Consider the following 25,557-nt stretch of genomic DNA (forward strand, 5'->3'; position numbering starts at 1 on the left):
TGCAGAAAGACAAAGGGCACGACCTGTAAACAGGATCGTGCCCGATGTTAACCGTCTGACGGACAAGCCGCCAGCCGATCAGGTGTTGCTTAAGCTGCTACCACTACAACGCGTACGGTGGCTTCAACTTCGGCGTGCAGGTGCACGGCTACGTCGAATTCGCCTACGTTGCGGATGGTGCCGTTCGGCAGACGAACTTCGCTCTTCTGCACTTCAACGCCGGAGGCGGTCAGTGCATCAGCGATGTCGTGAGTACCGATCGAACCGAACAGCTTGCCTTCGTCGCCAGCGGTGGCAGTGATAGTCACTTCCAGCTCGGCCAGTTGGGCAGCACGGCTTTCAGCCGATGCTTTACGGTCTGCGGCAGCTTTTTCCAGCTCGGCACGACGCTCTTCGAACGCAGCAATGTTTGCTGGGGTCGCGGCGGTAGCCTTGCCGTAAGGCAGCAGGTAGTTACGACCGTAACCGGCCTTAACGTTTACTTTGTCACCCAGGTTGCCCAGGTTGGTGACTTTTTCCAGAAGGATCAGTTGCATGTGAAAATCCTCTAACTTTTAACCTTCACCGTTCGCGCTGTCGGTGTCTTTCGACACGTGACGACCGCGAAAATCAATCAGGCTGTCGACAATGGCCAAGACCACCAGCAACGGATAGATCAGCTGCATGAACAGCAACAGCGTGACGTACAACCCCACCAGCCAGAAACCGGCCAGTCGCTTCTGCCCGACCAGCCCATGAATCAAGGCAAGTCCGGCGAACACCAACGGTACACTGCACAACGGCGTCAACATGGCCATCTGTGCACCGAGATTCGGGCCCAGAAGCATCAACGCCAGCAGTAACATCGCCGGCCCCAGCGGGATCCGGATGGCGCGAAACTCGCGACCAAAACCACCCGGGTTGTACAACAACGCCTGCCAATGACGCCCGACAATCAGGCTCAGCACGCTGACGATCTGCAACAAGGCCGCAATCAGTCCGGTCAGGACTGGCGCAATCAGGGACGCGAAACGCGCTTGCTCATCAACCGACAATTGCTTGTAGGTCTCACCGAGAAGCGCTGGCATGACCTTTATGAGGGCCTGCGCGAGCATCTCGATCTGGGCAGCAAACGCCGCCCCGAGCACCACTGAAAACACCACTCCAACGGCTACGCTGACCAGCAGCGTGCGAACCCAGGACTCACTTGCGCGCAAAACCAACGCAAGCCCCGAAGATCCCAAAAGCACCAGAAGTGCCCGTGGGTCATCGGCATACAACCACCAGATCAACGCTGGCAGCAGCCCCAGTGAAAGAACGCCAAGAGCGTCTTTCAATCCGCGCCGCAGAAGCACAAGGCTCCCGGCGGCAGCACCCAACCAATACAACAACGGCAATGTTGCACATCCGGCCACTACGAGAGTGGCCTGCATACGGCCTCGCATAATGAACTCAGCTAAGGCACGCATGCATTCAATCCTTTGCTACTTGTCGACTGCCCGGTCTCAGCGGCCGTGGCTGTCGGTGTAGGCCAGCAGGGCCAGGAAGCGGGCGCGCTTGATAGCGGTGGCCAGCTGACGCTGATAACGAGCTTTGGTACCGGTGATGCGGCTTGGAACGATTTTGCCGGTCTCGGATACGTAGGCTTTCAGAGTGTTGAGATCTTTGTAATCGATCTCTTTCACTTCTTCAGCTGTGAAGCGGCAGAATTTACGACGACGGAAGAAACGTGCCATTTGATAGGCTCCTTAAAAGGTCCGTGGATTACTCGTCAGCGTTATCGCTGTTGTCGCTGTCATCACTATCAGCGCTATCAGCGCCTTCGTGCTCAGGACGGTCGCGACGCTCACGGCGCTCACTGCGGTTTTCTTCAGCCTTGAGCATCTCGGATTGGCCGGTAACGGCTTCTTCGCGACGGATGACCAGGTTACGGATCACTGCATCGTTGTAGCGGAAGTTGTCTTCCAGCTCGGCCAGGGCCTTGCCAGTGCACTCAACGTTCAGCATCACGTAGTGAGCCTTGTGAACATTGTTGATTGCGTAGGCCAGTTGACGACGGCCCCAATCTTCCAGACGGTGGATTTTGCCGCCGTCTTCTTCGATCAGCTTGGTGTAACGCTCTACCATGCCGCCGACTTGCTCGCTTTGATCCGGGTGGACCAAAAAGATGATTTCGTAATGACGCATGAATGCTCCTTACGGGTTGTAGCCTGCCGCTCAAAAACGGTCAGACAAGGAGTGAATGACACTTATGGACTTGCTGGCGCGGGGCACATGCGTGCCTGCCGTCACAGCAAGGGGCGCAATTGTAGAGAAGGGACTGAAGAGGTGCAAGGCAATTGGTGATTATTTGTACAATCACCGACAGACATCTGTAGGAGCTGCCGAAGGCTGCGATCTTTTGACTTTGTTTTTTTCAAAACAAGATCAAAAGATCGCAGCCTCGTTTCACTCAACAGCTCCTACAGGTCCTGAACAGGCTTATTTCTTGGCAGCAGCCTTGGCTTTTGCACCGCGCTGACGCTGCGCCTCGAACAGGCACACGCCGGTGGCCACCGAAACGTTGAGACTGCTGACGCTACCGGCCATCGGCAGGTTCACCAGATAGTCGCAATGCTCACGGGTCAGGCGACGCATGCCCTTGCCTTCGGCACCCATGATCAGGATGGTCGGGCCAGTCAGATCCTGGTCATAGATACTGACCTCGGCCTCGCCCGCCGTGCCGACAACCCACAGACCGCGCTGCTGGAGCTTTTCCAGAGTGCGCGCCAGGTTGGTCACTGCAACCAGCGGAATCACTTCCGCCGCGCCGCAGGCCACTTTACGCACGACAGGCGTCAGGGTGGCTGACTTGTCTTTTGGCACGATGACTGCCAGCGCACCGGCAGCATCTGCCGAACGCAGGCAGGCGCCGAGGTTGTGCGGATCGGTCACGCCGTCGAGCACCAGCAACAGTGGCGCACCGTCGGTGCGATCGAGCAATTCGTCGAGCATTGCCTCGCCCCAGACCTGGCTCGGACTGACGTCCGCCACCACACCCTGGTGCACGCCTTCAACCCAGGCGTCCATCTCACGACGCTCGGCCTGACCCACCTGGACACGATTCTCGTTGGCCAGTTCGATCAAGGTCTGCACGCGCGGATCGTTGCGGCTTTCAGCCAGCCAGATCTGCTTGACGCGCTTGGGGTGGTGACGCAGCAACGCTTCTACCGCGTGAACGCCGTAGATTTTTTCCAACTGACTCATGACTTCGCCTTCGGTTTACGTGCCCCGCCACTTTTGGCTGGAGCCGAACCCGCTTTCGGCGGGCCTTTACGGTGCTTGCTCGGTTTGGCTGGCTTGCCGCCGGTCGCATTCTCAGGCGCCGACCGTCCGGTCTTTCCCCCGGACGCCGCTTTACCACCGTTTTTCGCATCGGCGAGCAAAGCCTGCTTCATTTCACGGCTTTTGCGCAGCTCGGCGTTTTTCGCCACGGCGTCGCTCGGGCGATAGGCTTCACTGGCCTTTTCCTTGGCAGGACGGCGGCCAGCGGTTTTCGCTGGAGCCGGTTCTGCCGCAGACTTGGCAGCGGGCGCAGCAGTTTCGGCGCCACGCTTCTTGCGACCAATCGGTGCGCTGATGGTTTTTTCGGCCATCTCGAAGTCGATCTTGCGCTCGTCGAGATCGACACGCATGACGCGCACCTCAACGGTGTCACCAAGACGGAAGCTGCGACCGGTACGCTCGCCCGCCAGGCGGTGATGCACAGGGTCGAAGTGGTAGTAGTCGCCCGGCAGTGCGGTGACATGGACCAGACCTTCGACATAGATATCGGTCAGCTCGACGAACAAACCAAAACCGGTCACGGCAGTGATCACGCCTGGGAACGATTCGCCCACGCGATCCTTCATGAACTCGCACTTGAGCCAGTTCACTACGTCACGAGTGGCTTCGTCGGCACGGCGCTCGCTCATCGAGCATTGCTCGCCGAGTTGCTCCAGCGCTGCTTCGTCGTACGGATAAATGCGCGCCTTCGGAATAGTCATCGCACCGGCACGGCGAACGTGCGGGGTGTCCTGTTTCGAATGGATCACACTGCGGATCGCGCGGTGCGTGAGCAAGTCCGGGTAACGACGGATCGGCGAAGTGAAGTGGGTATAGGCTTCGTAATTCAGACCGAAGTGGCCTTGGTTATCAGCGCTGTACACCGCCTGACTCAGCGAGCGCAGCATCACAGTCTGGATCAGATGGAAATCCGGACGGTCCTTGATGCTGGCCAGCAGTGCCTGGTAATCCTTCGGCGACGGGCCGTCCTTGCCTTTGTGCAGGGACAGACCAAGCTCACCGAGGAATGCGCGCAGTTTCTCCAGACGCTCCGGCGGCGGACCGTTGTGAACGCGATACAACGCGGGTATTTCGTGCTTCTTCAGGAATTCAGCGGTGGCCACGTTGGCCGCCAGCATGCATTCCTCGATCAGCTTGTGCGCGTCGTTACGAACGGTTGGACGGATCTCGGCAATCTTGCGCTCGGTCCCGAAGATGATGCGGGTTTCCTGCGTTTCGAAATCGATCGCGCCGCGTACGTGACGAGCGGCCAGCAAAACCTTGTACAACGCATAAAGCTGCTTGAGGTGCGGCAGAACGTCGTTGTACTCACCGCGAAGCTGACGCGCCTCGGTAAGTTTCGGCGTTTCCAGCATCGCGCTGACCTTGTTGTAGGTCAGACGAGCGTGGGAATGGATCACCGCTTCATAGAAGCAGTAGTCAGTCATTTCACCGGACTTGGAGATGGTCATCTCGCAAACCATGGCCAGACGATCGACATGCGGGTTCAGCGAGCACAGGCCATTGGACAGTTGCTCAGGCAGCATCGGCACTACACGCTCGGGGAAGTACACCGAGTTGCCACGAACCTGAGATTCATTGTCCAGCGCCGAACCGATCTTCACGTAGCTGGAGACGTCGGCAATGGCCACGTACAACTTCCAGCCGCCGGAGAACAGGCGCAACTTGCCAGGCTTGGCTTCGCAGTAGACCGCGTCATCGAAGTCGCGAGCATCTTCACCGTCAATGGTCACGAACGGCAGATGGCGCAGGTCGATGCGCTTCTCTTTGTCTTTCTCTTCGACTTCAGGCTTGAGCTTGGCGGCTTCTTTCAAGACCGCTTCAGGCCAGACATGCGGGATATCGTAAGCGCGCAAGGCGACATCGATTTCCATGCCCGGTGCCATGTAGTTGCCCACGACTTCAACCACATCGCCTTGCGGCTGGAAGCGTGGCGTCGGCCAGTGAGTGATCTTCACTTCGACAAACTGACCGATTTGAGCGTTGGCGTTACGGCCCGGCGTGACCAGCACTTCCTGCTGGATCTTCGGATTGTCCGCGACGACGAAACCAATACCGCCCTCTTCGAAGTAGCGGCCGACGATGGTTTCGTGAGCACGCGAGACCACTTCGACGATCATGCCTTCGCGGCGACCGCGACGGTCGAGGCCGGAAACACGGGCCAGCGCACGGTCACCGTCGAACACCAGGCGCATTTGCGCCGGGCTCATGAACAGGTCGTCGCTGCCGTCGTCCGGCACCAAAAAGCCGAAACCGTCCCGGTGCCCGCTGATGCGGCCCAGGATCAGGTCGAGTTTATCCACCGGCGCATAAGTGCCACGACGGGTGTAAATCAGTTGAGCGTCGCGCTCCATTGCGCGCAGACGGCGGCGCAGGGCTTCGATCTGGTCTTCAGTGGTCAGACCAAACTCTTCGACCAGTTGCTCGCGGGCAGCTGGCGAACCTCGATCAGCGAGGTGCTGAAGGATCAGTTCGCGGCTTGGAATAGGGTTATCATATTTTTCCGCTTCACGAGCGGCCTCGGGATCGAGGGACTGCCAATCGGCCATTAGAGAGTTTTCACCTTGTCTATATGCGGGTTAGTTTGGCATAGGCGCCATCAAACGGGAAATTTCAGACTATAAAGGCCCATCTAGAGCACTGTATCGCCGTTTTAAACTGGTTTTGAACACCGCTGGTAAAAAAAATCAAAAAAATCGGCAGCAGGGGTTTACAGTTAAAAAGGCGCTCCGTATAGTGCGCGCCATCGACGACGCACAAGCGCTGCCGATACTGCCCAGATGGTGAAATTGGTAGACACGCCAGCTTCAGGTGCTGGTGACCGCAAGGTCGTGGAAGTTCGAGTCTTCTTCTGGGCACCAATTTCGAGTTTGAGACTAGATCAGTTTCAAGACTCACACAAAAACCCGCGAAAGCGGGTTTTTTGCATTCTAAGGAAAGGATTTGTTAAAACCGATTTATTAAAATTAAATCAGGGGTTTACAGATCAAAAAGCGCTCCGTATAGTGCGCCACATCAACAGCGGCAACGCTTGCGATGATTGCCCAGATGGTGAAATTGGTAGACACGCCAGCTTCAGGTGCTGGTGACCGCAAGGTCGTGGAAGTTCGAGTCTTCTTCTGGGCACCAATTCAAATTCAAGGTTACGACCCTGAATTTCTCAAAAACCCGCGAAAGCGGGTTTTTGCGTTTCTGCTCTCCTGAAACTCCAAGCGACCCACTCGAAATTCGATTGCCCCCCCCTGTAGGAGCTGCCGAAGGCTGCGATCTTTTGATCTTGTTTTTTGAAAGCAAAAGTCAAAAGATCGCAGCCTTCGGCAGCTCCTACAAGGACGAGCAGCAACTGCAGTACCAGACCCCGACCAACCCCGCAAGGCGCACTTGAGAAACAATATCGTTTATCATTGTTGCAAGATTTTGCAATGCGACAGTGAGGAACCCTGAGAATGACGTTTCGAAATACCCTGCGCCGAGGCTTGACCTTCACCCTTCTCGGCCTGGCACTCGCCACTCCCCTCACCCAGGCTGCCGATGCGGTTTCCCTGACTCTCTACAACGGCCAGCACAAGGAAGTCGGCGATGCGATCGCCAAAGCCTTCGAAGCCAAGACCGGCATACACGTTAATGTCCGCAAGGGCAGCAGCAATCAGCTTGCCAGCCAGATCGTCGAAGAAGGCGACCGCTCGCCCGCCGACGTGATCTACACCGAAGAATCCCCGCCACTGAACAAACTTGGCGAGCAAGGCCTGCTGGCCAAGGCCGATGACGCCACCCTGGCTGTGCTGCCGGAAAAATACGTCGCGAGTAACGGCACCTGGATCGGCGTGACCGCCCGGGTCCGCGTGGTTGCCTACAACCCGAAACTGATCGATGAGAAAGACCTGCCGAAATCGGTGATGGAGTTCTCCGATCCGCAATGGCAAGGCAAAGTCGGCTTCGTGCCAACCAGCGGCGCGTTCCAGGAACAGGCCGTGGCCATTATCAAGATGCACGGTCGTGACGCCGCCGAAGAATGGCTGACCGGTCTGCGCGCATTCGGCAAGACTTACAGCAACAACATGGTCGCGCTCAAAGCGGTGGAAAACGGCGAAGTCGCCACCGTGCTGGTGAACAACTACTACTGGTTCGCCCTGCAGCGCGAGAAAGGCAAACTGGATTCGAAACTGCACTACTTCACCGGCGGCGACGTCGGCGGCTTGATCACCGTCTCCAGTGCCGCTGTGCTGAAATCCAGCAAACATCCAAAAGAAGCCCAGCAATTCCTCGCCTATATGGCCAGCGAAGAAGGTCAGCGGGTGATCACTCAGACCACCGCCGAATATCCGCTGCACAAAGGTATGGCATCGGATCGCGGCCTCAAGCCGTTCAGCGAGCTGGAAGCGCCGAATGTCACCCCGGCCGACCTGGGTAATGCTGAAGAAGCACTGGAACTGGAACGTGAAGTTGGCTTGAACTGATGACCGCATCGTTAGCCACCCCCGCCGCGCGCGGGGGGTACGTGCCACGACGCAAGCGGCCGTCGATCTGGCTGGTGCTGCCAGTGTTGTTGCTGGTGGTGATGAGCCTGCTGCCGCTGGCGTATGTCGGGCTGAAAACGTGGCAGGCCGGCTGGGCCGAAGCGCTGCACTTGTTGTGGCGCCCTTACGTTTTCGGCCTGCTGCGCAACACCTTGGCATTGATGGTCGGCGTGACCGTCACCTGCGGCGTGATCGGTCTGTCGCTGGCCTGGCTGCTGGAACGCAGCAATTTGCCGGGACGACGTCTATGGGGCGTGATTTTATGCCTGCCGTTCGCGGTACCGGCATTTGTCAGCAGCTTCACCTGGGTGTCGTTGAGCGCACAGTTCGAAGGCCTTGGCGGTGCGATTCTGGTGATGAGCCTGTCGAAATACCCGCTGATTTTCTTGCCTGTCGCAGCGACCCTGCGCAATCTCGATCCATCCCTTGAAGAATCCGCCCGCACCCTGGGCCAGAACCGTTGGGGGGTGTTTTTTCGCGTCACCCTCCCCCTGCTCTGGCCATCGCTGCTGGCCGGCTCGTTGCTGATCGCCTTGCACATGCTGGTGGAGTTTGGCGCGCTGTCGATCATTGGTCTGCAAACCTTCACCACGGCGATCTATCAGCAGTTCGAACTGGAGTTCAGCAACGCTAATGCGGCGATGCTTTCTGCGGTATTGCTAGCGCTGTGCCTGGTGCTGTTATGGCTGGAACTGCGCGTGCGCGGCAAGGGCCGACACGTACGCACCGGCCAGGGCGCGGCACGTCAGGCCGAACAAGTCAGGCTCGGATCCTGGGCCGCTGTCGGTCAGGTGTATTGCCTGACGCTGGCGATTATCGGCAGCGGGATTCCGCTGGGCATGTTGGCGTATTGGCTGGCCGTCGGGTCATCGGCGGCATTCCCGGTCGCGGCAATTACCGAGGCGCTGCTGTCGTCGCTGGCGTTGTCACTGGGTGGCGCAGCGCTGTGCCTGCTGCTGGCGGTGCCGGTCGGCCTGCTGGTGGTGCGTTACAAAGGTCAACTGGCGATCTGGGCCGAGCGCCTGCCGTATCTGTTGCATGCACTGCCAGGTCTGGTGATCGCTCTGACGCTGGTGTATTTCGCCCTGCATTACGTGCCGGCGCTGTACCAGACATCTGGTTTGCTGCTGATCGCTTATGCGCTGCTGTTTTTGCCGTTGGCTCAGGCGCCGATTCGCACCGCCCTGAACAAGGCTGCGCCGCAACTCGAAGAAGCCGCGCGCACTTTGGGCGCATCGTCGTTCACGGCGTTTTGTCGGGTGACGCTGCCGATCATTTTCCCGGCATTGGGCGCGGCGTTTGCGTTGGTGTTTCTGGATGCGATGAAGGAATTGACGGCGACTTTGCTGTTGAGTCCGACCGGACTCAACACCTTGGCGACCGAAGTATGGGCGCACACTGCGAATGTCGAGTTTGCAGCGGCGGCGCCTTATGCGGCGTTGTTGATATTGGTTTCGGGATTGCCCGTCTATCTGCTTACGACGCGGATGTATTTGAGCCGCTGACAAAGCAAAAAGATCGCAGCCTTCGGCAGCTCCTACAGGGGATTTTGCGTTTCCCTGCAGGAGCTGCCGAAGGCTGCGATCTTTTGGTCTTCAGGCCCGAAACTGCCCCAGGCTCGCCTTAAGCTGCGCAGCCAAGCCATCCAGGACCTTGCCACTGGCCGTGGTTTCCACCACAGCCTGAGCCGCTTTTTCAGCCTGCACATGAATCGTCTCGACGCGCCCACGTACCGCTTGCGCACCCGCAGCCTGATGCGCCGCCGCCTGCGTTGCCAAACCAATCGCCGCGTGCACCTGCTCGACCGAAGCTTGCACCGACTGCTGCAACCGCGCACTGTCGCGCAGCACCAGCAAACCTTCACTGGCCTGACGCCCGGCCTGGCCAATCGCCTCGACCGCCTCCCGCGCGCCCTGCTGCAATGCGACGATGTGTGCCTGAATGTCGCCGGTAGAGCTTTGTGTCTTGCTCGCCAGCGCCCGGACTTCGTCTGCCACAACAGCGAACCCCCGCCCGGTTTCGCCAGCCCGCGCTGCTTCGATCGCAGCGTTCAATGCCAGCAGGTTGGTCTGCTCGGCGATCCCGTGGATGACCGTCAGTACTACTTCAATCTGTTCACTCTGCTGCGCGAGCCGCTCGATGACTTTCGCCCCGGTGTCGACCTGCCCCGCCAGCGCCTCGATCAGACTGCCGACCTTGGCCGACGTACGAGTGTTCTCATCGGTGGCCTGACGAATATCAACCACCTGCTTCAACGCTGCCTGCATCGCGTGGCTTTCCGATTGGGCCTCGTCCGCCATTTGCGAAAGCGCCCGCAGACTTTCCGCGACTTCGTCACGCTGCATCCCGGCAGCCGCATCGGCACCGGCATTGCGCAGCGTCATCGCGCCGATTTCCACACCTGTGCGCTGGGCCACATCGCCCGCCTCACGCACGATCGGCTGCAACTTGTCGACAAAGCGGTTCACCGCTGCTGCCATGTCGCCGATCTCGTCCTTACTGTTGATCTGCACACGCTTGGTCAGGTCGCCCTCGCCCGCCGCCAGGTCGTCCATCGCTGCATTGAGCATTTTCAAGCGATTGACCACGCGATGGCCGAGCACCACGGCCAGCAGCAACAGCACGCCGCAGCCGACTAGCGCGAGGCCCATACCGATGCGCCAACGCAAGGTCGCGGCAGCGTCCTGCACAGTGCTCGCCGTGTTGGATTTCATCTCGGCGGCGGTGGACTGTGCCGATTGCAGGCGCGCGCGCATCGCTGTGGCGCTATCGGCTGCGGCGCCTTTGAGGCTGTCGCCGACCAGTTGATCGCTGCTCGCGATCAATGCCGAGAAGCGTTTGTCGAGCGCGGCCAGATCGGTCTCTACCGAGGCCGTGGAGACGCCCATCAGCACCTTGCCGATTTCAACGCCGTTAGGGCTGATCGACGCTTCGAGGTAATAAACCGACGGATCGTTCTTTGCCGCATCCAGCACTTTATCCAGCGCACGTTCGCCCTGGCCCTTCTCCAGCAAGGCCTTGTTGATCGGATTTTCGCGATTGAGGTAACGGGTCAAATGTTGGCCAGTAGCGTCGTCGTAGACCACGAACAGCACATTGGGATTGCGCTGGGCGCGCCGGGCGAATTCGGACAGGGTTGGCACGTCGCTGTCCCACATGGCGCGGGGTGCGACGGAAGCCAGCAACTGGGCCATGTCATTGGCCGAATCCTTCAGATCCTTTTCCAGCGTCGCACGCAGTTGCGCCTGCTCGTCCTTCAGGCGTGAAGACAAGCCGGCGGTCAGACGCTGACGGGTACTGGCGGACAAGGCGTCGAGACTCGACGTAACTTCACGCCCGGCCTGCTCCAGTTCCCCGGAGAGTTTCTGGCTGTCGGCACCGAGGCGCACCGCCAGATCCGCTTCCAGTGCCGTGACCGTGCTCCGCGTCAGGGCAACGGCCACCAACACCTGCACCAAAAGGGCGATACCAAGGGTAACGAACACGGGCCGCAACAGACGGCTTTGTAACAGTGAGAGAACGGCTGACACTATGAATCCCTCTACTTCTGACGCCATTAATTTGATGGCACTCTTGTAGGAAGATTCACAGCAAAGGTCATGCCGTCCTACAGGCATAAACGACAAAGGCCCCGATTAAGGGGCCTTTGTTTTTTACATCAACGACTTATCAAGCAAACGGATGACGCAGAACGATGGTTTCGTTGCGGTCCGGGCCCGTCGAAATAATGTCGATCGGCGCGCCGATCAACTCTTCAACGCGCTTGATGTAGGCACGAGCGTTAGCTGGCAGCTCTTCCAGGGTTTTGGCACCCACGGTCGATTCGGTCCAGCCCGGCACTTCTTCGTACACAGGCTGAAGGCCAACGTAGCTGTCAGCGTCTGTCGGGGCAACGTCTTTGCCTTCGGCATCTTTGTAGCCGATGCAGATGTTGATCGTTTGCAGGCCGTCGAGTACGTCCAGCTTGGTCAGGCAGATGCCCGAAATGCTGTTCACATCGATAGCGCGACGCAGGATAACGGCGTCGAACCAGCCGCAACGACGGGCACGGCCGGTGGTAGCGCCGAACTCGTGACCTTGTTTGGCCAGGTGCGCACCCACTTCGTCAAACAGCTCAGTCGGGAACGGGCCCGAACCTACGCGAGTGGTGTAAGCCTTGGTGATGCCCAGGATGTAGTCCAGGAACATCGGGCCAACGCCCGAACCGGTCGCCACGCCACCCGCGGTGGTGTTGGAGCTGGTCACGTACGGATAGGTACCGTGGTCGATATCGAGCAACGAACCCTGAGCACCTTCGAACATGATGTCTTTGCCGGCGCGACGCAGGTCGTGCAGCTCGGCCGTCACGTCCAGCATCAGCGGCTTGAGCAGTTCTGCGTATTCCTTGCACTCGGCGAGGGTTTTTTCGAACTCGATGGCCGGCTCTTTGTAGTAACCAACCAGCATGAAGTTGTGGTAATCCACCAGTTCACGCAGCTTGTCTTCAAAGCGCGGCATGTTGAGCAGGTCGCCAACACGCAGGCCACGACGGGCAACCTTGTCTTCATAAGCCGGGCCAATGCCGCGACCGGTAGTACCGATCTTCAGCTCGCCACGGGCCTTTTCACGAGCCTGGTCCAGCGCTACGTGGAAGGACAGGATCAGCGGGCAGGACGGGCTGATACGCAGGCGCTCGCGCACCGGTACGCCTTTCTCTTCCAGCTTGGTGATCTCGCGCAGCAGGGCGTCAGGAGCAACCACTACGCCGTTGCCGATCAGGCACTGCACGCCTTCGCGCAGCACGCCCGACGGAATCAGGTGCAAGACAGTTTTTTCGCCGTCGATCACCAAGGTGTGACCAGCGTTGTGGCCACCCTGGTAGCGCACTACGGCGGCAGCATGTTCGGTCAGCAGATCAACGATCTTGCCTTTGCCCTCATCACCCCATTGGGTGCCCAGGACTACGACATTCTTACCCATAACACTTGTCCTCATTCGCGCAAACTTGGTGCCGGCGATGGCCGGCAGGAAAACTCAAGAAGCCAGTGGCGATACTTGCCAAAGCCCGTTCTGCTGAATCAATTGCCGGTCGCAGTCCGCATCACGGGCGGCGGCCAAAGGTTGTCCAGGCAATGCCTGAACGACACGCTGACCCTCACTGCGCAACTGACAAACCTGCTGCCAGAGTGCTGCATCCGTACTGTCAGGCATCCAGATACCGCCAGACGGTAGCTCGATCTCAGCACGCCCCAGGGTCACCAGGGTTTTCAAATCGGTGGAAAAGCCAGTCGCCGGACGGGCGCGACCGAAGTCGGCACCGATGTCGTCGTAACGGCCGCCCTGAGCGATGGACTGGCCAACGCCCGGTACGAACACCGCGAACACCACACCGGTGTGGTAGTGATAACCGCGCAACTCGCCCAGATCAAAGTACAGCGGCAGCTCCGGGAAGCGTGCCGACAGGCGCTCGGCTATCGCCAGCAAATCTTCCAGTGCATCCAGCACCGGCGCCGGCGCATTGGCCAGACGTTCGCGGGCAGCGCTCAACACTTCACGGCCGCCGCACAAGTCAACCAGCGCACGGAGCATGCCGGACAGATCGGCCGGCAAGCCTTCGGTCAAGGTAATGACCTCGTCGATGGCCTTGCGTTGCAACGCATCGAACAACTGCTGTTCGACTTCGCCGGACAGGCCGGCGGCGCGCGCCAGACCACGGTAGATCCCCACGTGACCGAGATCCATGTGCACGTCCGGCACATCGGCCAGTTGCAGCATGGCCAGCATCAGGCTGATCACTTCAACGTCGCTGCTCGGACTGGCATCGCCGTACAACTCGGCGCCCAACTGGATCGGACTGCGCGACGACGACAATGCACGCGGTTGGGCGTGCAATACGCTGCCGGCGTAGCACAGACGGCTCGGGCCCTCGCGACGCAGGGTGTGCGCATCGATGCGCGCCACTTGCGGCGTGATGTCGGCACGGAAACCCATCTGCCGCCCCGACTGCGGGTCGATGACCTTGAAGGTACGCAGATCGAGGTCCGAACCTGCGCCGGTCAGCAGGGATTCCAGGTACTCGATATGGGGAGTCACGACAAACTCGTAACCCCAGCTCTGGAACAGATCCAACACCTGACGACGCGCGACTTCAATGCGCGCAGCTTCTGGTGGCAGTACTTCTTCGATGCCATCTGGCAGCAGCCAGCGGTCTACCGTTGCCATTACGCCATTCCCCTTTGATCCGGGCGGCCAGCACTAGGGCGAGCCTTGAGTGAAGCAGAAAATGACCGGTCCGTTCAAAACGCACGCGCATGAACGACGCAGCGAAAGGCCTTTAACCGGCTTCGCCCATCACTTTCCTCGAAAAACTGTCGAGCCATTCAACCCGATGTTCTGCAGTAACAACAGCAATCAAACGTGCAGACGCAAAAAAGCCGGGAATTTCCCGGCTGCCGCATCATACACACGTTTTCCCAAAGGATCACCCCGCCCGAGGTTTTAGCCGCCGGGCGGAATGATTCAGGTCAACGCCGTATCAAGGCTTGGACTTTTCCAGGTAACGGAAGAAGTCGCTGCTTGGGTCGAGGACCAAGACGTCGGATTTGTTCGCGAAGCTTTCACGGTAGGCGCGCAGGCTACGGTAGAAACCGTAGAACTCCTGATCCTGACCGTAGGCCTTGGAGTAGATCGCAGCGGCCTGGGCATCACCATCACCGCGAACCTCTTCAGATTCACGATAGGCTTCAGCCAGCAGCACGCGGCGTTGACGATCGGCGTCGGCACGGATGCCTTCAGCCAGTTCGTTACCCTTGGCGCGGTGCTCGCGAGCTTCACGCTCACGCTCGGTGCTCATACGTTCGAACACACTGCGGTTCACTTCTTTGGGCAGGTCGATGGCCTTGACCCGGACATCGACGACTTCGATACCCAACTCTTTTTCCGCCATCTTGTTCAGCGACGCGGTGATGTCAGCCATCAGCGCATCACGCTCGCCCGACACGACTTCGTGCAGGGTGCGCTTACCGAACTGGTCACGCAGACCGGATTCCAGTCGACGGGAAAGACGCTCGTCGGCGATCTGCTTGAGGCCGGAAGTTGCGGTGTAGAAGCGCTCGGCATCTTTCACGCGCCACTTGGCGTAGGCATCGACCATCACGGCTTTCTTTTCCAGGGTCAGGAAGCGCTGCGTCGGTGCATCCAGCGTCAGCAGGCGAGCGTCGAACTTGCGCACCTGGTTGACGTAAGGCACTTTCACATGCAGACCCGGCTGGACATCGGCCTGAACCACACGACCGAATTGCAGCAACACCGCACGCTCGGTCTGAGCCACGATGTAGAAGCAGTTCCAGCCAACCAGTACGACAACGACGCCAACGATCAGGGCGATCAGCGATTTATTGCTCATCAGCGGGTCTCCCTTGTGCGCGACTGCGGCACGTCAGTGACATGCGGCGTGACGTCCGTGTTGCTGCTGGCGGCGGCCGAACCGGTTACCGGTGCGCTGCCCGAACTGTTCTGGATCATTTTGTCCAACGGCAGGTAAAGCAGATTGCTCTGGCCGTCCTTGTTGCCGGTCACGAGTACCTTGCTGGTGTTGCTGAAGACTTCCTGCATGGTGTCCAGGTACAGACGCTGGCGGGTGACTTCAGGCGCCTTGCGATACTCGGCGACCAGTTTGGTGAAGCGATCCGCCTCACCCTTGGCGCGCGAGACCGTTTCGTCGCGGTAACCGTTGGCATCCTCGAGGATACGCTGGGCCTGACCACGAGCTTCCGGCACCACGCCGTTGGCGTAGGTTTCTGCCTGGTTGCGCGAACGCTGCTCGTCTTCACGGGCACGGATCACGTCATCAAAGGCTTCCTGTACTTCACGCGGTGCAGCGGCGCTCTGTACGTTGACCTGAGTAACGGTGATACCGGTGCGATAGGTATCGAGGAAACGCTGGAGACGCTCCTTGATTTCGCTGGCCATCAACTCACGACCTTCGGTCAGCACCTGATCCATCGCGGTGGAACCCACCACGTGACGCAGCGCACTTTCGGTCGCGTGCTGCAGGCTGATTTCCGGCTGGTCGACGTTCAGCACGAAGTCCTGCAGGTTGCTGATCTTGTACTGCACGGTCAGCGGCACTTCGACGATGTTCTCGTCTTCGGTCAGCATCTGGCCCTGCTTGGTGTAGGCACGCTCACGCGTGACGTTCTCCATGTACTTTTTATCGATCGGCGGGAAGTAGATGTTCAGACCCGGGCCGACGGTTTCGTAGTATTTGCCGAAGCGCAGCACTACGGCTTGCTCCTGCTCGTCCACTACATAAACCGCGCTGTACAGCCAGACAGCCGCCAGCACAACGAGGGCGATACCGATCAGACCGCCGAAGCCGCCACCGCTCTTGCCCGAACCACCGCCGTCATCACCACCGCGTTTCTTGCCACCACCGAACAAACCGTTCAGGCTTTCCTGCAGCTTTCGGAAGGCCTCGTCGAGATCTGGTGGCCCCTTGCGGTCGCCGTTATTGCGGCGCTTGCCACCCCAAGGATCCTGATTATTCGAGTTGCCACCCGGCTCATTCCAAGCCATAGCGCTCTCCATCTGATAAAGCAAAGACGCACCCACGGCGCGCCGACCAATGCTACAGAATGCCTGACGTTGCGGCACAACCGCTTTGTCAGGCTTTTATTGCAAAGTGTGTTGCTCGATGAATTCCATCGGCTGCAATCCTTCGCGGCTTACCAGTCGATTCAACTCGACCCGGGGCAAACGAACGGCCAGCAGGCTGATGCCTTCTTCGTCGTGCTCTTCTTTTTGCACCGCACCGAGTTCGAAAAACTGCGCACGCAGTCGAGCGAATTGTTGCGGCAAGCGCAATGTACCCACAAACAAATCACCGCCCAGCAACTCGGAAATGGCTTGTTCAAGTAATTCCAGACCACTGCCATCACGCGCCGACAACCATACCCGTTGCGGCTTGCCATCGGCATCGCGCTGGATTTGTGGCTCAACACCTTCAAGCAAATCGAGTTTGTTATAGACCTCGAGGATCGGCAAGTCCTGGGCGCCAATCTCGCCCAGCACCACCATCACCTGCTCGATCTGCAACATGCGATCCGGTTCGGCTGCGTCGATAACGTGCAACAGCAGGTCGGAGTTGCTCGACTCTTCGAGCGTAGACCGAAAAGCCTCGACCAGCTTGTGTGGCAAGTGACGAATGAAACCAACCGTGTCGGCCAGAACAATCGGCCCCAGGTCGTCCAGTTCCAGACGGCGCAAGGTCGGGTCCAGCGTGGCGAACAATTGATCAGCCGCGTACACGTCGGATTTGGTCACGTTATTGAAGAGCGTGGATTTACCGGCGTTGGTATAGCCCACCAGAGACACGGTAGGAATATCCGCACGCGAACGGCCGCGCCGCGACTGCTCACGCTGGCTGCGCACTTTTTCCAGCCGGCCCTTGATCTGACGCAGGCGAACCCGCAACAGACGACGGTCGGTTTCAAGCTGGGTTTCACCCGGACCGCGCATGCCGATACCGCCACCCTGACGCTCAAGGTGAGTCCAGCCACGAACCAGCCGCGTGCTCATGTGGTCAAGCTGGGCCAGTTCAACCTGGAGCTTGCCTTCATGGGTTCGGGCGCGCTGGGCGAAAATATCGAGAATCAGACCGGTACGGTCGATCACGCGACACTCGAAAACACGTTCGAGGTTACGTTCCTGACTGGGCGTGAGGATGTGATTGAAAATCACCAGATCGGCCTTTTCGGCATGGACCAGATCGCGCAGTTCCTCGACCTTGCCGCTGCCAATCAGGAATTTGGCAGTTGGCCGATGACGCGGCACGTTAAAAAACGCAACGGTCTCGGCGCCTGCCGAATTAGCCAGTTCCTGAAACTCCTGCGGATCTTCGCGCGCCTCAGGGTCCTGTCCATCCAAGTGAACGAGGATTACTCGCTCACCACCACCGTGGCGCTCAAAGAACAAAGGAGACTCCTATCAGGCGTTACCTGGCTCAGCGTCACCTGCTTCGGATTCGGTTGCGCTAGGCAGACGAATTGGACGAACCGGCACGACTGTCGAGATAGCGTGTTTGTAAACCATTTGGCTCACGGTGTTTTTCAGCAGGATCACGAACTGGTCGAACGACTCGATCGTGCCTTGCAGTTTGATACCGTTGACCAGGTAGATGGAAACCCCAACTTTCTCTTTACGTAAAGTATTCAGGTAAGGGTCTTGTAGCGAATGCCCTTTTGACATGTGCCGCACTCCTTTAAGGATTCAATAATAAAAATAGGTAATTCAGATGGCTTTGGCCGTCACACCCCCAAGGATAGACGGCAATTGCAAGGACTCAGCTCAATATGGAGATGGTCCCAAGGTATTTCAAGGCGCGCGGCAGATTGTCGCAATCAAGGCTGTCGAGCCAGTGCAGATCTTCCCAACTGCGCAGCCAGGTGAACTGGCGCTTGGCCAACTGGCGCGTGGCGATGATGCCGCGCTCCTGCATTTCAGCCAATGTCAGCTTGCCATCCAGGTAGTCCCAGACTTGGCGGTAGCCTACCGCACGTATAGACGGCAACCCCGAATGCAGGTCACTTCTTTTACGCAGGGCTACGACCTCGTCGATGAATCCCTGTTCCAACATATTTGTGAATCTTTGTTTAATGCGCTCGTGCAGTACCTGACGATTCGCCGGGGCAATGGCCAAGTTCGCGACAGTATAGGGCAATTGTTGCAGTCCCGAAGCGGCTGCTTCAGTACTTTGCGCAGATTGTTGCTCACGTAGCGCAGTCATGCTCTGACCACTGACCCGATAGACTTCCAGCGCGCGACTCAAGCGCTGTGGATCGTTCGGATGAATCCGCGCGGCGGACACCGGGTCGATCACCGCCAATTGATCGTGCAGGGCTTGCCAGCCAAGGCGTGCAGCCTCTTCTTCGATCTGCGCGCGTACCTCGGGATCGGCCGCTGGCATATCCGCCAGACCTTCGACCAAAGCCTTGTAATAGAGCATTGTGCCGCCGACCAGCAGCGGAATTTTTCCGCGCGCGGTGATTTCAGCCATGGCTTGCAAGGCATCGCGACGAAAATCCGCAGCCGAATAGGCTTCAACCGGATCGAGAATGTCGATCAGACGGTGAGGATATTCAGCCAGAAGCTCTTTTGAGGGCTTGGCGGTGCCGATGTCCATGCCGCGATAGACCAGCGCCGAGTCGACACTGATCAGCTCGCACGGCAACACTTTGGTCAACTCGATGGCCAGGTCGGTCTTGCCCGCAGCGGTCGGGCCCATCAGGAAAATCGCTGGAGGAAGCTGGCTCATCAACGACCGCGCAAAAACAGTTTGTCCAGATCGTCCAGGCCCAATTGGGTCCAGGTCGGTCGGCCATGGTTGCATTGACCACTGCGCTCGGTGTTTTCCATGTCACGCAGCAGGCCGTTCATTTCCGGCAGGGCCAGGCGCCGGTTGGCGCGGATCGCGCCGTGGCAGGCCATGGTGCCGAGCAGTTCGTTCAGGTGTGCCTGAATCCGGTCGCTGGTGCCGTATTCCATCAAATCCGACAGCACGTCGCCGACCAAACGGTTGGCTTCGGCTTGCTTGAGCAGCGCTGGAATCTGGCGGATCGCCAATGTTTCCGGGCCCAGACGCTGCAATTCAAAGCCCAGTCGCTGGAACCACGCGGCATGCTCTTCGGCGCAATCGGCCTCACGCTGACTGACCGCCAGCGATTCCGGCACCAGCAACGGTTGGCCGCTGAGGCCTTCGCTGGCCATGGCGATCTTCAAGCGCTCGTACATGATCCGCTCGTGGGCAGCATGCATGTCCACCAGCACCAGGCCTTGGGCGTTCTCGGACAAGATGTAGATGCCTTTCAACTGCGCCAATGCGTAGCCGAGCGGCGGAATGTCTTCCTGACCAGCCGGCAATGCATTGGCATTGGCTTCTGGCAACGGCGCGAAAAACTCGCGGTATGCCGCCTGAGCCTCAGCGGCCGGCGGCACGGCGGATTGCGGGCGTGGCGTGTATTGATACTGGTAAGCGCCGCCAGCGCTGGCGCCCGACGACGTGTTGAACGCCGGTTGTGCTTGCGGTTGCTCCAGCAGCGCATTGGCCGCCAGACGCATTTCGCCCTGCGGCCCGAATTCGCCGGCATCAAGCCCTGTCGGGCGGACGACGGCAGTGGTGACCGAACCGGCAAGCTGATCTTCCGGGCGCACATCGCCCAACGCACGGTGCAGCGTGCCGTAAAGGAAGTCATGCACCATGCGCCCGTCGCGGAAGCGCACTTCGTGTTTGGTCGGGTGAACGTTAACGTCCACCGCCGCCGGATCAACCTCGAAAAACAGCGCAAACGTTGGGTGACGACCGTTGAACAGCACGTCGCGATAAGCCTGGCGCACCGCATGGGCCACCAGTTTGTCGCGCACCGCACGGCCATTCACGAAGAAGTACTGCAAGTCCGCTTGGCTGCGGTTGAAAGTAGGCAACCCGACCCAGCCCCACAGGTGCAAGCCATTGCGTTCGATCTCGATCGGCAGCGCCTGCTCAAGAAAACCCGAGCCGCAGATCGCCGCCACACGCCGGGCGCGGGCCGCATCGTCGTGGGCTTCGTGCAGGCTGAGGATGGTCTTGCCGTTGTGGCGCAGATGGAAAGCCACGTCGAAACGCGCCAGTGCCAGACGTTTGATCACTTCTTGGAGGTGATCGAATTCGGTTTTTTCAGTCTTGAGGAATTTGCGTCGTGCCGGCGTATTGAAGAACAAGTCACGCACTTCCACCGAAGTGCCCACCGGATGCGCGGCCGGCTGAACACGCGGCGCCATGTCGCGACCTTCGGTTTCAACCTGCCAGGCCTGATCGGCATCGCGGGTACGCGAAGTCAGGGTCAGGCGCGCCACGGAACTGATCGATGCCAAGGCTTCACCGCGAAAGCCCAGGCTCATCACCTGCTCAAGATCTTCCAGATTACGAATCTTGCTGGTGGCGTGGCGGGCCAGCGCCAGCGGCAGGTCGTCGGCGGAGATGCCGCTGCCGTCGTCGCGAACCCGCAACAGCTTTACGCCGCCCTGCTCGACATCGACGTCGATGCGTTTCGCTCCGGAGTCGAGGCTGTTTTCCAGCAGTTCCTTGATCACCGACGCCGGGCGCTCGACCACTTCACCGGCGGCGATCTGGTTCGCCAGCCGTGGGCTGAGCAGTTCGATGCGGGCCATATTCAAGACCTGATTCATTCCTTGGACGCCAGTTCGGTGCCCGGAATGGTCAGGTGCTGACCGGCCTTCAGGTCATCGCTTTTCAGATTGTTGGCGCTGCGCAACGTCGCAGGCGAGACCTGATAACGCACGGCGATCATCGCCAGGGTTTCCCCGGGGTTCACCCGGTGATCACGCGGGCCTTGAGCAATCTTGCCGGAATCTCGCAGCCAGGCGATGTAAGTCCCCGGTGGCGGATTCTGCTGGAAGAACTGCCGTACGCCGCTGCTGATCGAACGCGCCAGCGCTTGCTGGTGGCTCGACGCCGAGAGTTTGTTTGCTTCGTTGGCGTTGGAGATAAACCCGGTTTCAACCAGGATCGACGGAATGTCCGGCGACTTCAGCACCATGAACCCGGCTTGCTCAACACGCTGTTTGTGCAGCGGCGTAACCCGGCCGATGTTGGTCAGGACTTTCTGGCCGACGTTGAGGCTTGAGGTCAACGAGGCAGTCATCGACAGGTCGAGTAATACGCCTGCGAGCATACGATCCTTGTCGTCGAGGCTGACGTTGCCAGCACCGCCGATCAGGTCGGAACGGTTTTCACTGTCGGCCAGCCAACGAGCGGTCTCGGAGGTCGCGCCGCGATCAGACAGGGCGAATACCGAAGCACCGAAGGCCGCCGCTGACGGTGCAGCATCGGCGTGGATCGAGACGAACAGGTCGGCGCCCTTCTTGCGGGCAATTTCGGTACGGCCGCGCAACGGGATGAAGTAGTCGCCAGTTCGGGTCAGTTCGGCGCGGAAGCCTTTCATGCCATTGACCTGACGCTGCAATTCACGGGCGATCTGCAGCACCACGTCTTTCTCACGCTGCCCGCGCGAGCCGGACGCACCCGGGTCTTCGCCACCGTGGCCGGCGTCAATCACCACAATAATGTCGCGCTTGCCGGCCGGGGCTGGCGGCAGCTTGATTGTCGGTTCGGTCGGGGTGACCGGCACGGCCGGTACCGTCGCAACCCGCGGCGCTGGCGCAGGTGGCGGAGCGGCATCGGCCGGGTTGTCGAACAGATCGACCACCAGACGGTTGCCGTATTGCGCGTTCGGCGCCAGCGAGAAGCTTTTCGGCGTGACCGCCTTTTTCAGGTCGATGACCACCCGCAGGTCGGTCGGGGTGCGCTGGGCCGAGCGCATCGCGGTGATCGGCGTATTCGCGGTCTGCACATTCAATGGCGCACCGAGGGTGGCGCCATTGATGTCGATCACCAGTCGATCCGGGGAAGTCAGGGTGAAAACGCTGTGCTGCACCGGGCCGCTCAGGTCGAAGACCAGTCGCGTGTTGTCCGGCGCCCGCCACAGGCGCACGCTGTTGACCTTTGAATCGGCCACAGCGTTGACGGTTACTGCCATCAACAACAGTCCAACGGCAGCCACCAACGCGCGAAAGCGCATACCTAACCCCATCATTTAATTGGTTTCCAATGCCAAAGCGGCACACCAGGCCTCGCCACGCGGGCCCTGGGATAAAATTTTCAGCGAACGACCGCTGTCTTGCGGGCTAATGGTAATGGTCAGGTCAGGCTTTGGCAAAAAGCCTGCACCTTTATCGGGCCACTCGATCAGGCACAGGGCATCGTCTTCGAAGTAGTCGCGGATGCCGAGAAACTCCAGTTCTTCCGGATCGACCAGGCGATACAGGTCGAAGTGGAACGCGCGGATGTCACCGATCTCGTAGGGCTCGACCAACGTGAAGGTCGGACTTTTTACCGAGCCGACATGCCCCAGACCCCGAATGATGCCCCGCGACAGGGTGGTTTTGCCCATGCCGAGATTGCCTTCGAGAAAAATCAGGCCATGGCCCTGGGTAACGCGGGCGATGCGTGCGCCAAAGTCGCTCATGGCCTGTTCATCGGCCAGGTACAGGGTTACTTCAGACACGGTGCATGCTCCTCCAACAACTGACGAATGGCTGGAATCAAATCACTGGCCGCCAGCCCACGGCCGAATTTCCCTTGTTGCATTCCGGCATTGGCATGCAGCCAGACCGCCAGGCACGCGGCATCGAAACCGTCCATGCCTTGCGCCAGCAGTGCGCCGGTCAAACCGGCCAGCACATCGCCGAGCCCGGCGGTGGCCATGGCCGGATGGCCCTGATGACACAACGCCAGACGCCCGTCGGGATGGGCGATCAGGCTACCGGCGCCTTTGAGCACAACCACCGCTGTATATTTTTTGCTCAACGCCAGCGCTGCCGCCAGACGATCGGCCTGTACTTCAGCTGTGCTGATCCCCAGCAGACGCGCCGCTTCACCCGGATGCGGCGTGATCACACAATCCTTGGGCAGACTGACACAACCGCTGGCCAGCAGGTTCAATGCATCGGCGTCCCAAACTTGCGGTAGTGCTGCGTTGGCGGCGGCGGACAACAACGCCCGCCCCCAACCTGCTTGCCCGAGACCCGGTCCGACCACCAGCACGGAAACCTTTTCCAGCAAGCCCATCAGTTGATTGGCCGAAGAAACGCCGAGCGCCATGACTTCCGGAATCCGCGTCAGCGCTGCTGGCACATGCTCCGGGCGCGTCGCCAGCGAAACCATGCCCGCACCGCTGCGCAAGGCGCTTTCGCTGCTGAGCAAGATCGCCCCGCCAAAACCTTGATCGCCGCCGATCAACAGCACGTGTCCGAAACGGCCCTTGTGCGCCGTCGGTGCACGGGGCGTCAGACGCGGCAGATTAGCCGCGTTGAGGCGTCGGGCACGAACGCAAATGTCACGACAGGTTTCGGCTGCGGCTTGCAAATCGTTAAACACCAGATGACCGGTGTAGTCCGCCGCGTCGCCGGTGAACAGGCCGATTTTCAAACCAATGAAGGTGACCGTGAGATCGGCACGAACCGCTACGCCGAGCACATGCCCGGTATCGGCGGACAATCCGGAAGGAATATCCACCGCCGTGACTGGCAAGCCGCTGGCGTTGATTGTCTTGATTGCATCGAGATAAGGCTCGCGCACTTCGCCGGTGAGGCCAGTACCGAGCAAGGCATCGACGATGACGCCGCGCAGTTCGCTTTGCACTGTCCAGCCCTGCACGCTGACGCCTTCAGCCAACGCCTGGGCATGAGCAAGCGCAGCATCACCCTGCAAACGCTGCGGATCACCGACCGCCAACACCCGCACTGACCACCCGGCCCGCTGCGCCAGCACAGCGATCAAATAACCATCGCCCGCATTGTTGCCGTGCCCAGCAAGCACAGTCATTTCATCGGCTGATGGCCACTGCCGCACCAGTGCCCGCCAGGTCGCATGGGCGGCGCGTTGCATCAATTCAAAGCCCGGCGTGCCGGCGGCAATCAGCCGTGCGTCGATCTCACGCACCTGCGCAGCGCCATACAGCGCGTCGGGTAATTCATCTTTCGTGTGCGGCATGCGTCTTCGGGCTCCGATGTCTGGCAGAATTATACGCACCTCAGCTCCGGTTTCTCTCGCCTCATGTCCGCCATCACCACAGACCTGCCCGCCCTCGCCCAATCGATCAAGGATTGGGGCCGCGAGCTGGGCTTTCAGCAAGTCGGCATCAGCGGCCTCGATCTGGCCGAGCATGAGCAGCACCTTGAGCGCTGGCTCGAAGCCGGCTACCACGGCGAAATGGATTACATGGGCGCCCACGGCAGCAAACGTTCGCATCCGGAGGAGCTGGTGCCCGGCACTTTACGCGTGGTTTCCCTGCGCATGGACTACTTGCCGGGCGACACCGAAATGGCTAAACGACTGGCCGAACCGGAAAAAGCTTACGTGTCGCGTTATGCCTTGGGCCGCGATTACCACAAATTGATCCGTAAACGTGTTCAACAATTGGCCGACAAGATTCAAGGCGAGATCGGCCCGTTCGGTTTTCGTGCCTTCGTCGACAGCGCGCCGGTACTGGAAAAAGCCATCGCCGAACAGGCTGGGCTGGGCTGGATCGGCAAAAACACGCTGGTGTTGAATCGCAAGGCGGGCAGCTATTTCTTCTTGAGCGAACTGTTTGTTGATCTGCCGCTGCCAGTGGATGAGCCGCACAGCAGCGAACATTGCGGCCGTTGCACCGCGTGCCTCGACATTTGTCCGACCAACGCCTTCGTCGGCCCGTATGTGCTGGACGCCCGGCGTTGCATTTCGTATCTGACCATCGAGCTGAAAACCGCTATCCCTGAAGATTTGCGCCCGCTGATCGGCAACCGCGTGTTCGGCTGCGATGACTGCCAAATCGTCTGCCCGTGGAACCGTTTCGCCAAGCCCTCAGGAGAAGGTGATTTCAAGCCGAGGCATAACCTCGACAATGCCGAACTGGCCGAGCTGTTTTTGTGGGATGAAGAGAAGTTCTTGAGCAGCACCGAAGGCTCGCCATTGCGGCGTGCCGGGTATGAGCGCTGGTTGAGGAATCTGGCAGTGGGGCTGGGGAATGCGCCTTCAACGATTCCGGTGCTGGAAGCGTTGAAGGCGCGACGGGATTATCCGTCGGAGTTGGTTAGAGAGCATGTGGAATGGGCGCTGGAACGGCACTCCAGGCCTTCAAATCCATAAAGGGCCAGCAAA

The 25,557-nt window shown here is 59.5% G+C and carries 21 protein-coding genes and 2 tRNA genes; 5 read left to right on the plus strand and 18 right to left on the minus strand.

Annotation, left to right across the window (positions count from 1 at the left end; genetic code table 11):
* Window positions 1-89 precede the first annotated feature (89 nt).
* The 6 genes from rplI to rnr all read right to left on the minus strand — a co-directional run bounded on the left by rplI (window position 90) and on the right by rnr (window position 5,852).
* Window positions 90-536: a 50S ribosomal protein L9 gene (gene rplI, locus ICA16_RS17705; protein WP_042557398.1), complete on the minus strand. Its 447-nt coding sequence runs from the start codon at window positions 534-536 to the stop codon at window positions 90-92.
* Between the two features lie 18 nt (window positions 537-554).
* The gene (locus ICA16_RS17710; protein WP_150594047.1) at window positions 555-1,448 is read right to left on the minus strand and encodes a hypothetical protein; all 894 of its coding nucleotides are present in this window, start codon (window positions 1,446-1,448) and stop codon (window positions 555-557) included.
* A gap of 36 nt (window positions 1,449-1,484) precedes the next feature.
* On the minus strand, window positions 1,485-1,715 hold the full coding sequence (gene rpsR, locus ICA16_RS17715) for a 30S ribosomal protein S18 (protein WP_003171373.1): 231 nt from the start codon (window positions 1,713-1,715) through the stop codon (window positions 1,485-1,487).
* 28 nt (window positions 1,716-1,743) lie between these two features.
* Window positions 1,744-2,166: a 30S ribosomal protein S6 gene (gene rpsF / locus ICA16_RS17720; protein ID WP_003236224.1), complete on the minus strand. Its 423-nt coding sequence runs from the start codon at window positions 2,164-2,166 to the stop codon at window positions 1,744-1,746.
* Window positions 2,167-2,460: 294 nt separating this feature from the next.
* Entirely contained in the window at window positions 2,461-3,225 is a 765-nt protein-coding gene (rlmB, locus tag ICA16_RS17725) for a 23S rRNA (guanosine(2251)-2'-O)-methyltransferase RlmB (RefSeq protein ID WP_150602625.1), read from the minus strand.
* Window positions 3,222-5,852, minus strand: coding sequence for a ribonuclease R (gene rnr, locus ICA16_RS17730; protein ID WP_150617998.1), 2,631 nt, complete (start codon window positions 5,850-5,852; stop codon window positions 3,222-3,224). The genes rlmB and rnr overlap by 4 nt, the downstream gene beginning before the upstream one ends.
* Window positions 5,853-6,077: 225 nt before the next feature.
* Here rnr and ICA16_RS17735 point away from each other — a divergent pair.
* The 4 genes from ICA16_RS17735 to ICA16_RS17750 all read left to right on the plus strand — a co-directional run bounded on the left by ICA16_RS17735 (window position 6,078) and on the right by ICA16_RS17750 (window position 9,325).
* Window positions 6,078-6,164, plus strand: a tRNA-Leu gene (locus ICA16_RS17735).
* A 181-nt stretch (window positions 6,165-6,345) separates the two neighbouring features.
* A tRNA-Leu gene (locus tag ICA16_RS17740) sits at window positions 6,346-6,432 on the plus strand.
* A 317-nt stretch (window positions 6,433-6,749) separates the two neighbouring features.
* Window positions 6,750-7,760, plus strand: coding sequence for an extracellular solute-binding protein (locus tag ICA16_RS17745; RefSeq protein WP_150602627.1), 1,011 nt, complete (start codon window positions 6,750-6,752; stop codon window positions 7,758-7,760).
* Window positions 7,760-9,325, plus strand: coding sequence for an ABC transporter permease (locus tag ICA16_RS17750; protein WP_210701158.1), 1,566 nt, complete (start codon window positions 7,760-7,762; stop codon window positions 9,323-9,325). Before ICA16_RS17745 ends, ICA16_RS17750 begins: the two co-directional genes overlap by 1 nt.
* Window positions 9,326-9,415: 90 nt before the next feature.
* On the opposite strand, the gene ICA16_RS17755 is transcribed toward ICA16_RS17750, so the two are convergent.
* The 12 genes from ICA16_RS17755 to ICA16_RS17810 form a co-directional block, all read right to left on the minus strand.
* A complete protein-coding gene (locus tag ICA16_RS17755; protein WP_150602629.1) occupies window positions 9,416-11,350 on the minus strand; it encodes a methyl-accepting chemotaxis protein in 1,935 nt (644 codons plus the stop codon).
* A gap of 139 nt (window positions 11,351-11,489) precedes the next feature.
* Window positions 11,490-12,779 carry an adenylosuccinate synthase gene (locus tag ICA16_RS17760; protein WP_042557391.1) on the minus strand — a complete coding sequence of 430 codons (1,290 nt, stop codon included), beginning with the start codon at window positions 12,777-12,779 and terminating at the stop codon, window positions 11,490-11,492.
* 54 nt (window positions 12,780-12,833) lie between these two features.
* Window positions 12,834-14,021, minus strand: a complete 1,188-nt coding sequence (locus tag ICA16_RS17765) for an ATP phosphoribosyltransferase regulatory subunit (RefSeq protein ID WP_150602631.1) — start codon at window positions 14,019-14,021, stop codon at window positions 12,834-12,836.
* A 313-nt stretch (window positions 14,022-14,334) separates the two neighbouring features.
* The gene (gene hflC, locus ICA16_RS17770; protein ID WP_042557389.1) at window positions 14,335-15,204 is read right to left on the minus strand and encodes a protease modulator HflC; all 870 of its coding nucleotides are present in this window, start codon (window positions 15,202-15,204) and stop codon (window positions 14,335-14,337) included.
* A complete protein-coding gene (gene hflK / locus ICA16_RS17775; protein WP_150602632.1) occupies window positions 15,204-16,376 on the minus strand; it encodes an FtsH protease activity modulator HflK in 1,173 nt (390 codons plus the stop codon). The genes hflC and hflK overlap by 1 nt, the downstream gene beginning before the upstream one ends.
* Window positions 16,377-16,472: 96 nt before the next feature.
* The gene (gene hflX / locus ICA16_RS17780) at window positions 16,473-17,774 is read right to left on the minus strand and encodes a ribosome rescue GTPase HflX (RefSeq protein ID WP_042557387.1); all 1,302 of its coding nucleotides are present in this window, start codon (window positions 17,772-17,774) and stop codon (window positions 16,473-16,475) included.
* A 12-nt stretch (window positions 17,775-17,786) separates the two neighbouring features.
* Window positions 17,787-18,047: an RNA chaperone Hfq gene (hfq, locus tag ICA16_RS17785; RefSeq protein WP_007902656.1), complete on the minus strand. Its 261-nt coding sequence runs from the start codon at window positions 18,045-18,047 to the stop codon at window positions 17,787-17,789.
* Between the two features lie 94 nt (window positions 18,048-18,141).
* Window positions 18,142-19,113, minus strand: a complete 972-nt coding sequence (miaA, locus tag ICA16_RS17790; RefSeq protein ID WP_150602633.1) for a tRNA (adenosine(37)-N6)-dimethylallyltransferase MiaA — start codon at window positions 19,111-19,113, stop codon at window positions 18,142-18,144.
* Window positions 19,113-21,023: a DNA mismatch repair endonuclease MutL gene (gene mutL / locus ICA16_RS17795; protein WP_150602634.1), complete on the minus strand. Its 1,911-nt coding sequence runs from the start codon at window positions 21,021-21,023 to the stop codon at window positions 19,113-19,115. The genes miaA and mutL overlap by 1 nt, the downstream gene beginning before the upstream one ends.
* The gene (locus ICA16_RS17800; protein WP_150618002.1) at window positions 21,020-22,450 is read right to left on the minus strand and encodes an N-acetylmuramoyl-L-alanine amidase; all 1,431 of its coding nucleotides are present in this window, start codon (window positions 22,448-22,450) and stop codon (window positions 21,020-21,022) included. Before ICA16_RS17800 ends, mutL begins: the two co-directional genes overlap by 4 nt.
* Window positions 22,451-22,921, minus strand: coding sequence for a tRNA (adenosine(37)-N6)-threonylcarbamoyltransferase complex ATPase subunit type 1 TsaE (tsaE, locus tag ICA16_RS17805; protein ID WP_210701159.1), 471 nt, complete (start codon window positions 22,919-22,921; stop codon window positions 22,451-22,453).
* Window positions 22,909-24,408, minus strand: coding sequence for an NAD(P)H-hydrate dehydratase (locus ICA16_RS17810; protein ID WP_210701160.1), 1,500 nt, complete (start codon window positions 24,406-24,408; stop codon window positions 22,909-22,911). Before ICA16_RS17810 ends, tsaE begins: the two co-directional genes overlap by 13 nt.
* A gap of 63 nt (window positions 24,409-24,471) precedes the next feature.
* Between ICA16_RS17810 and queG the strand changes: the two genes are divergently transcribed.
* Complete coding sequence (queG, locus tag ICA16_RS17815) at window positions 24,472-25,545, plus strand: tRNA epoxyqueuosine(34) reductase QueG (RefSeq protein ID WP_210554258.1); 1,074 nt, start codon at window positions 24,472-24,474, stop codon at window positions 25,543-25,545.
* Window positions 25,546-25,557: the final 12 nt, after the last annotated feature.

This window comes from Pseudomonas anatoliensis (assembly GCF_017976235.1).
Classification (GTDB): Bacteria; Pseudomonadota; Gammaproteobacteria; order Pseudomonadales; family Pseudomonadaceae; genus Aquipseudomonas; species Aquipseudomonas anatoliensis.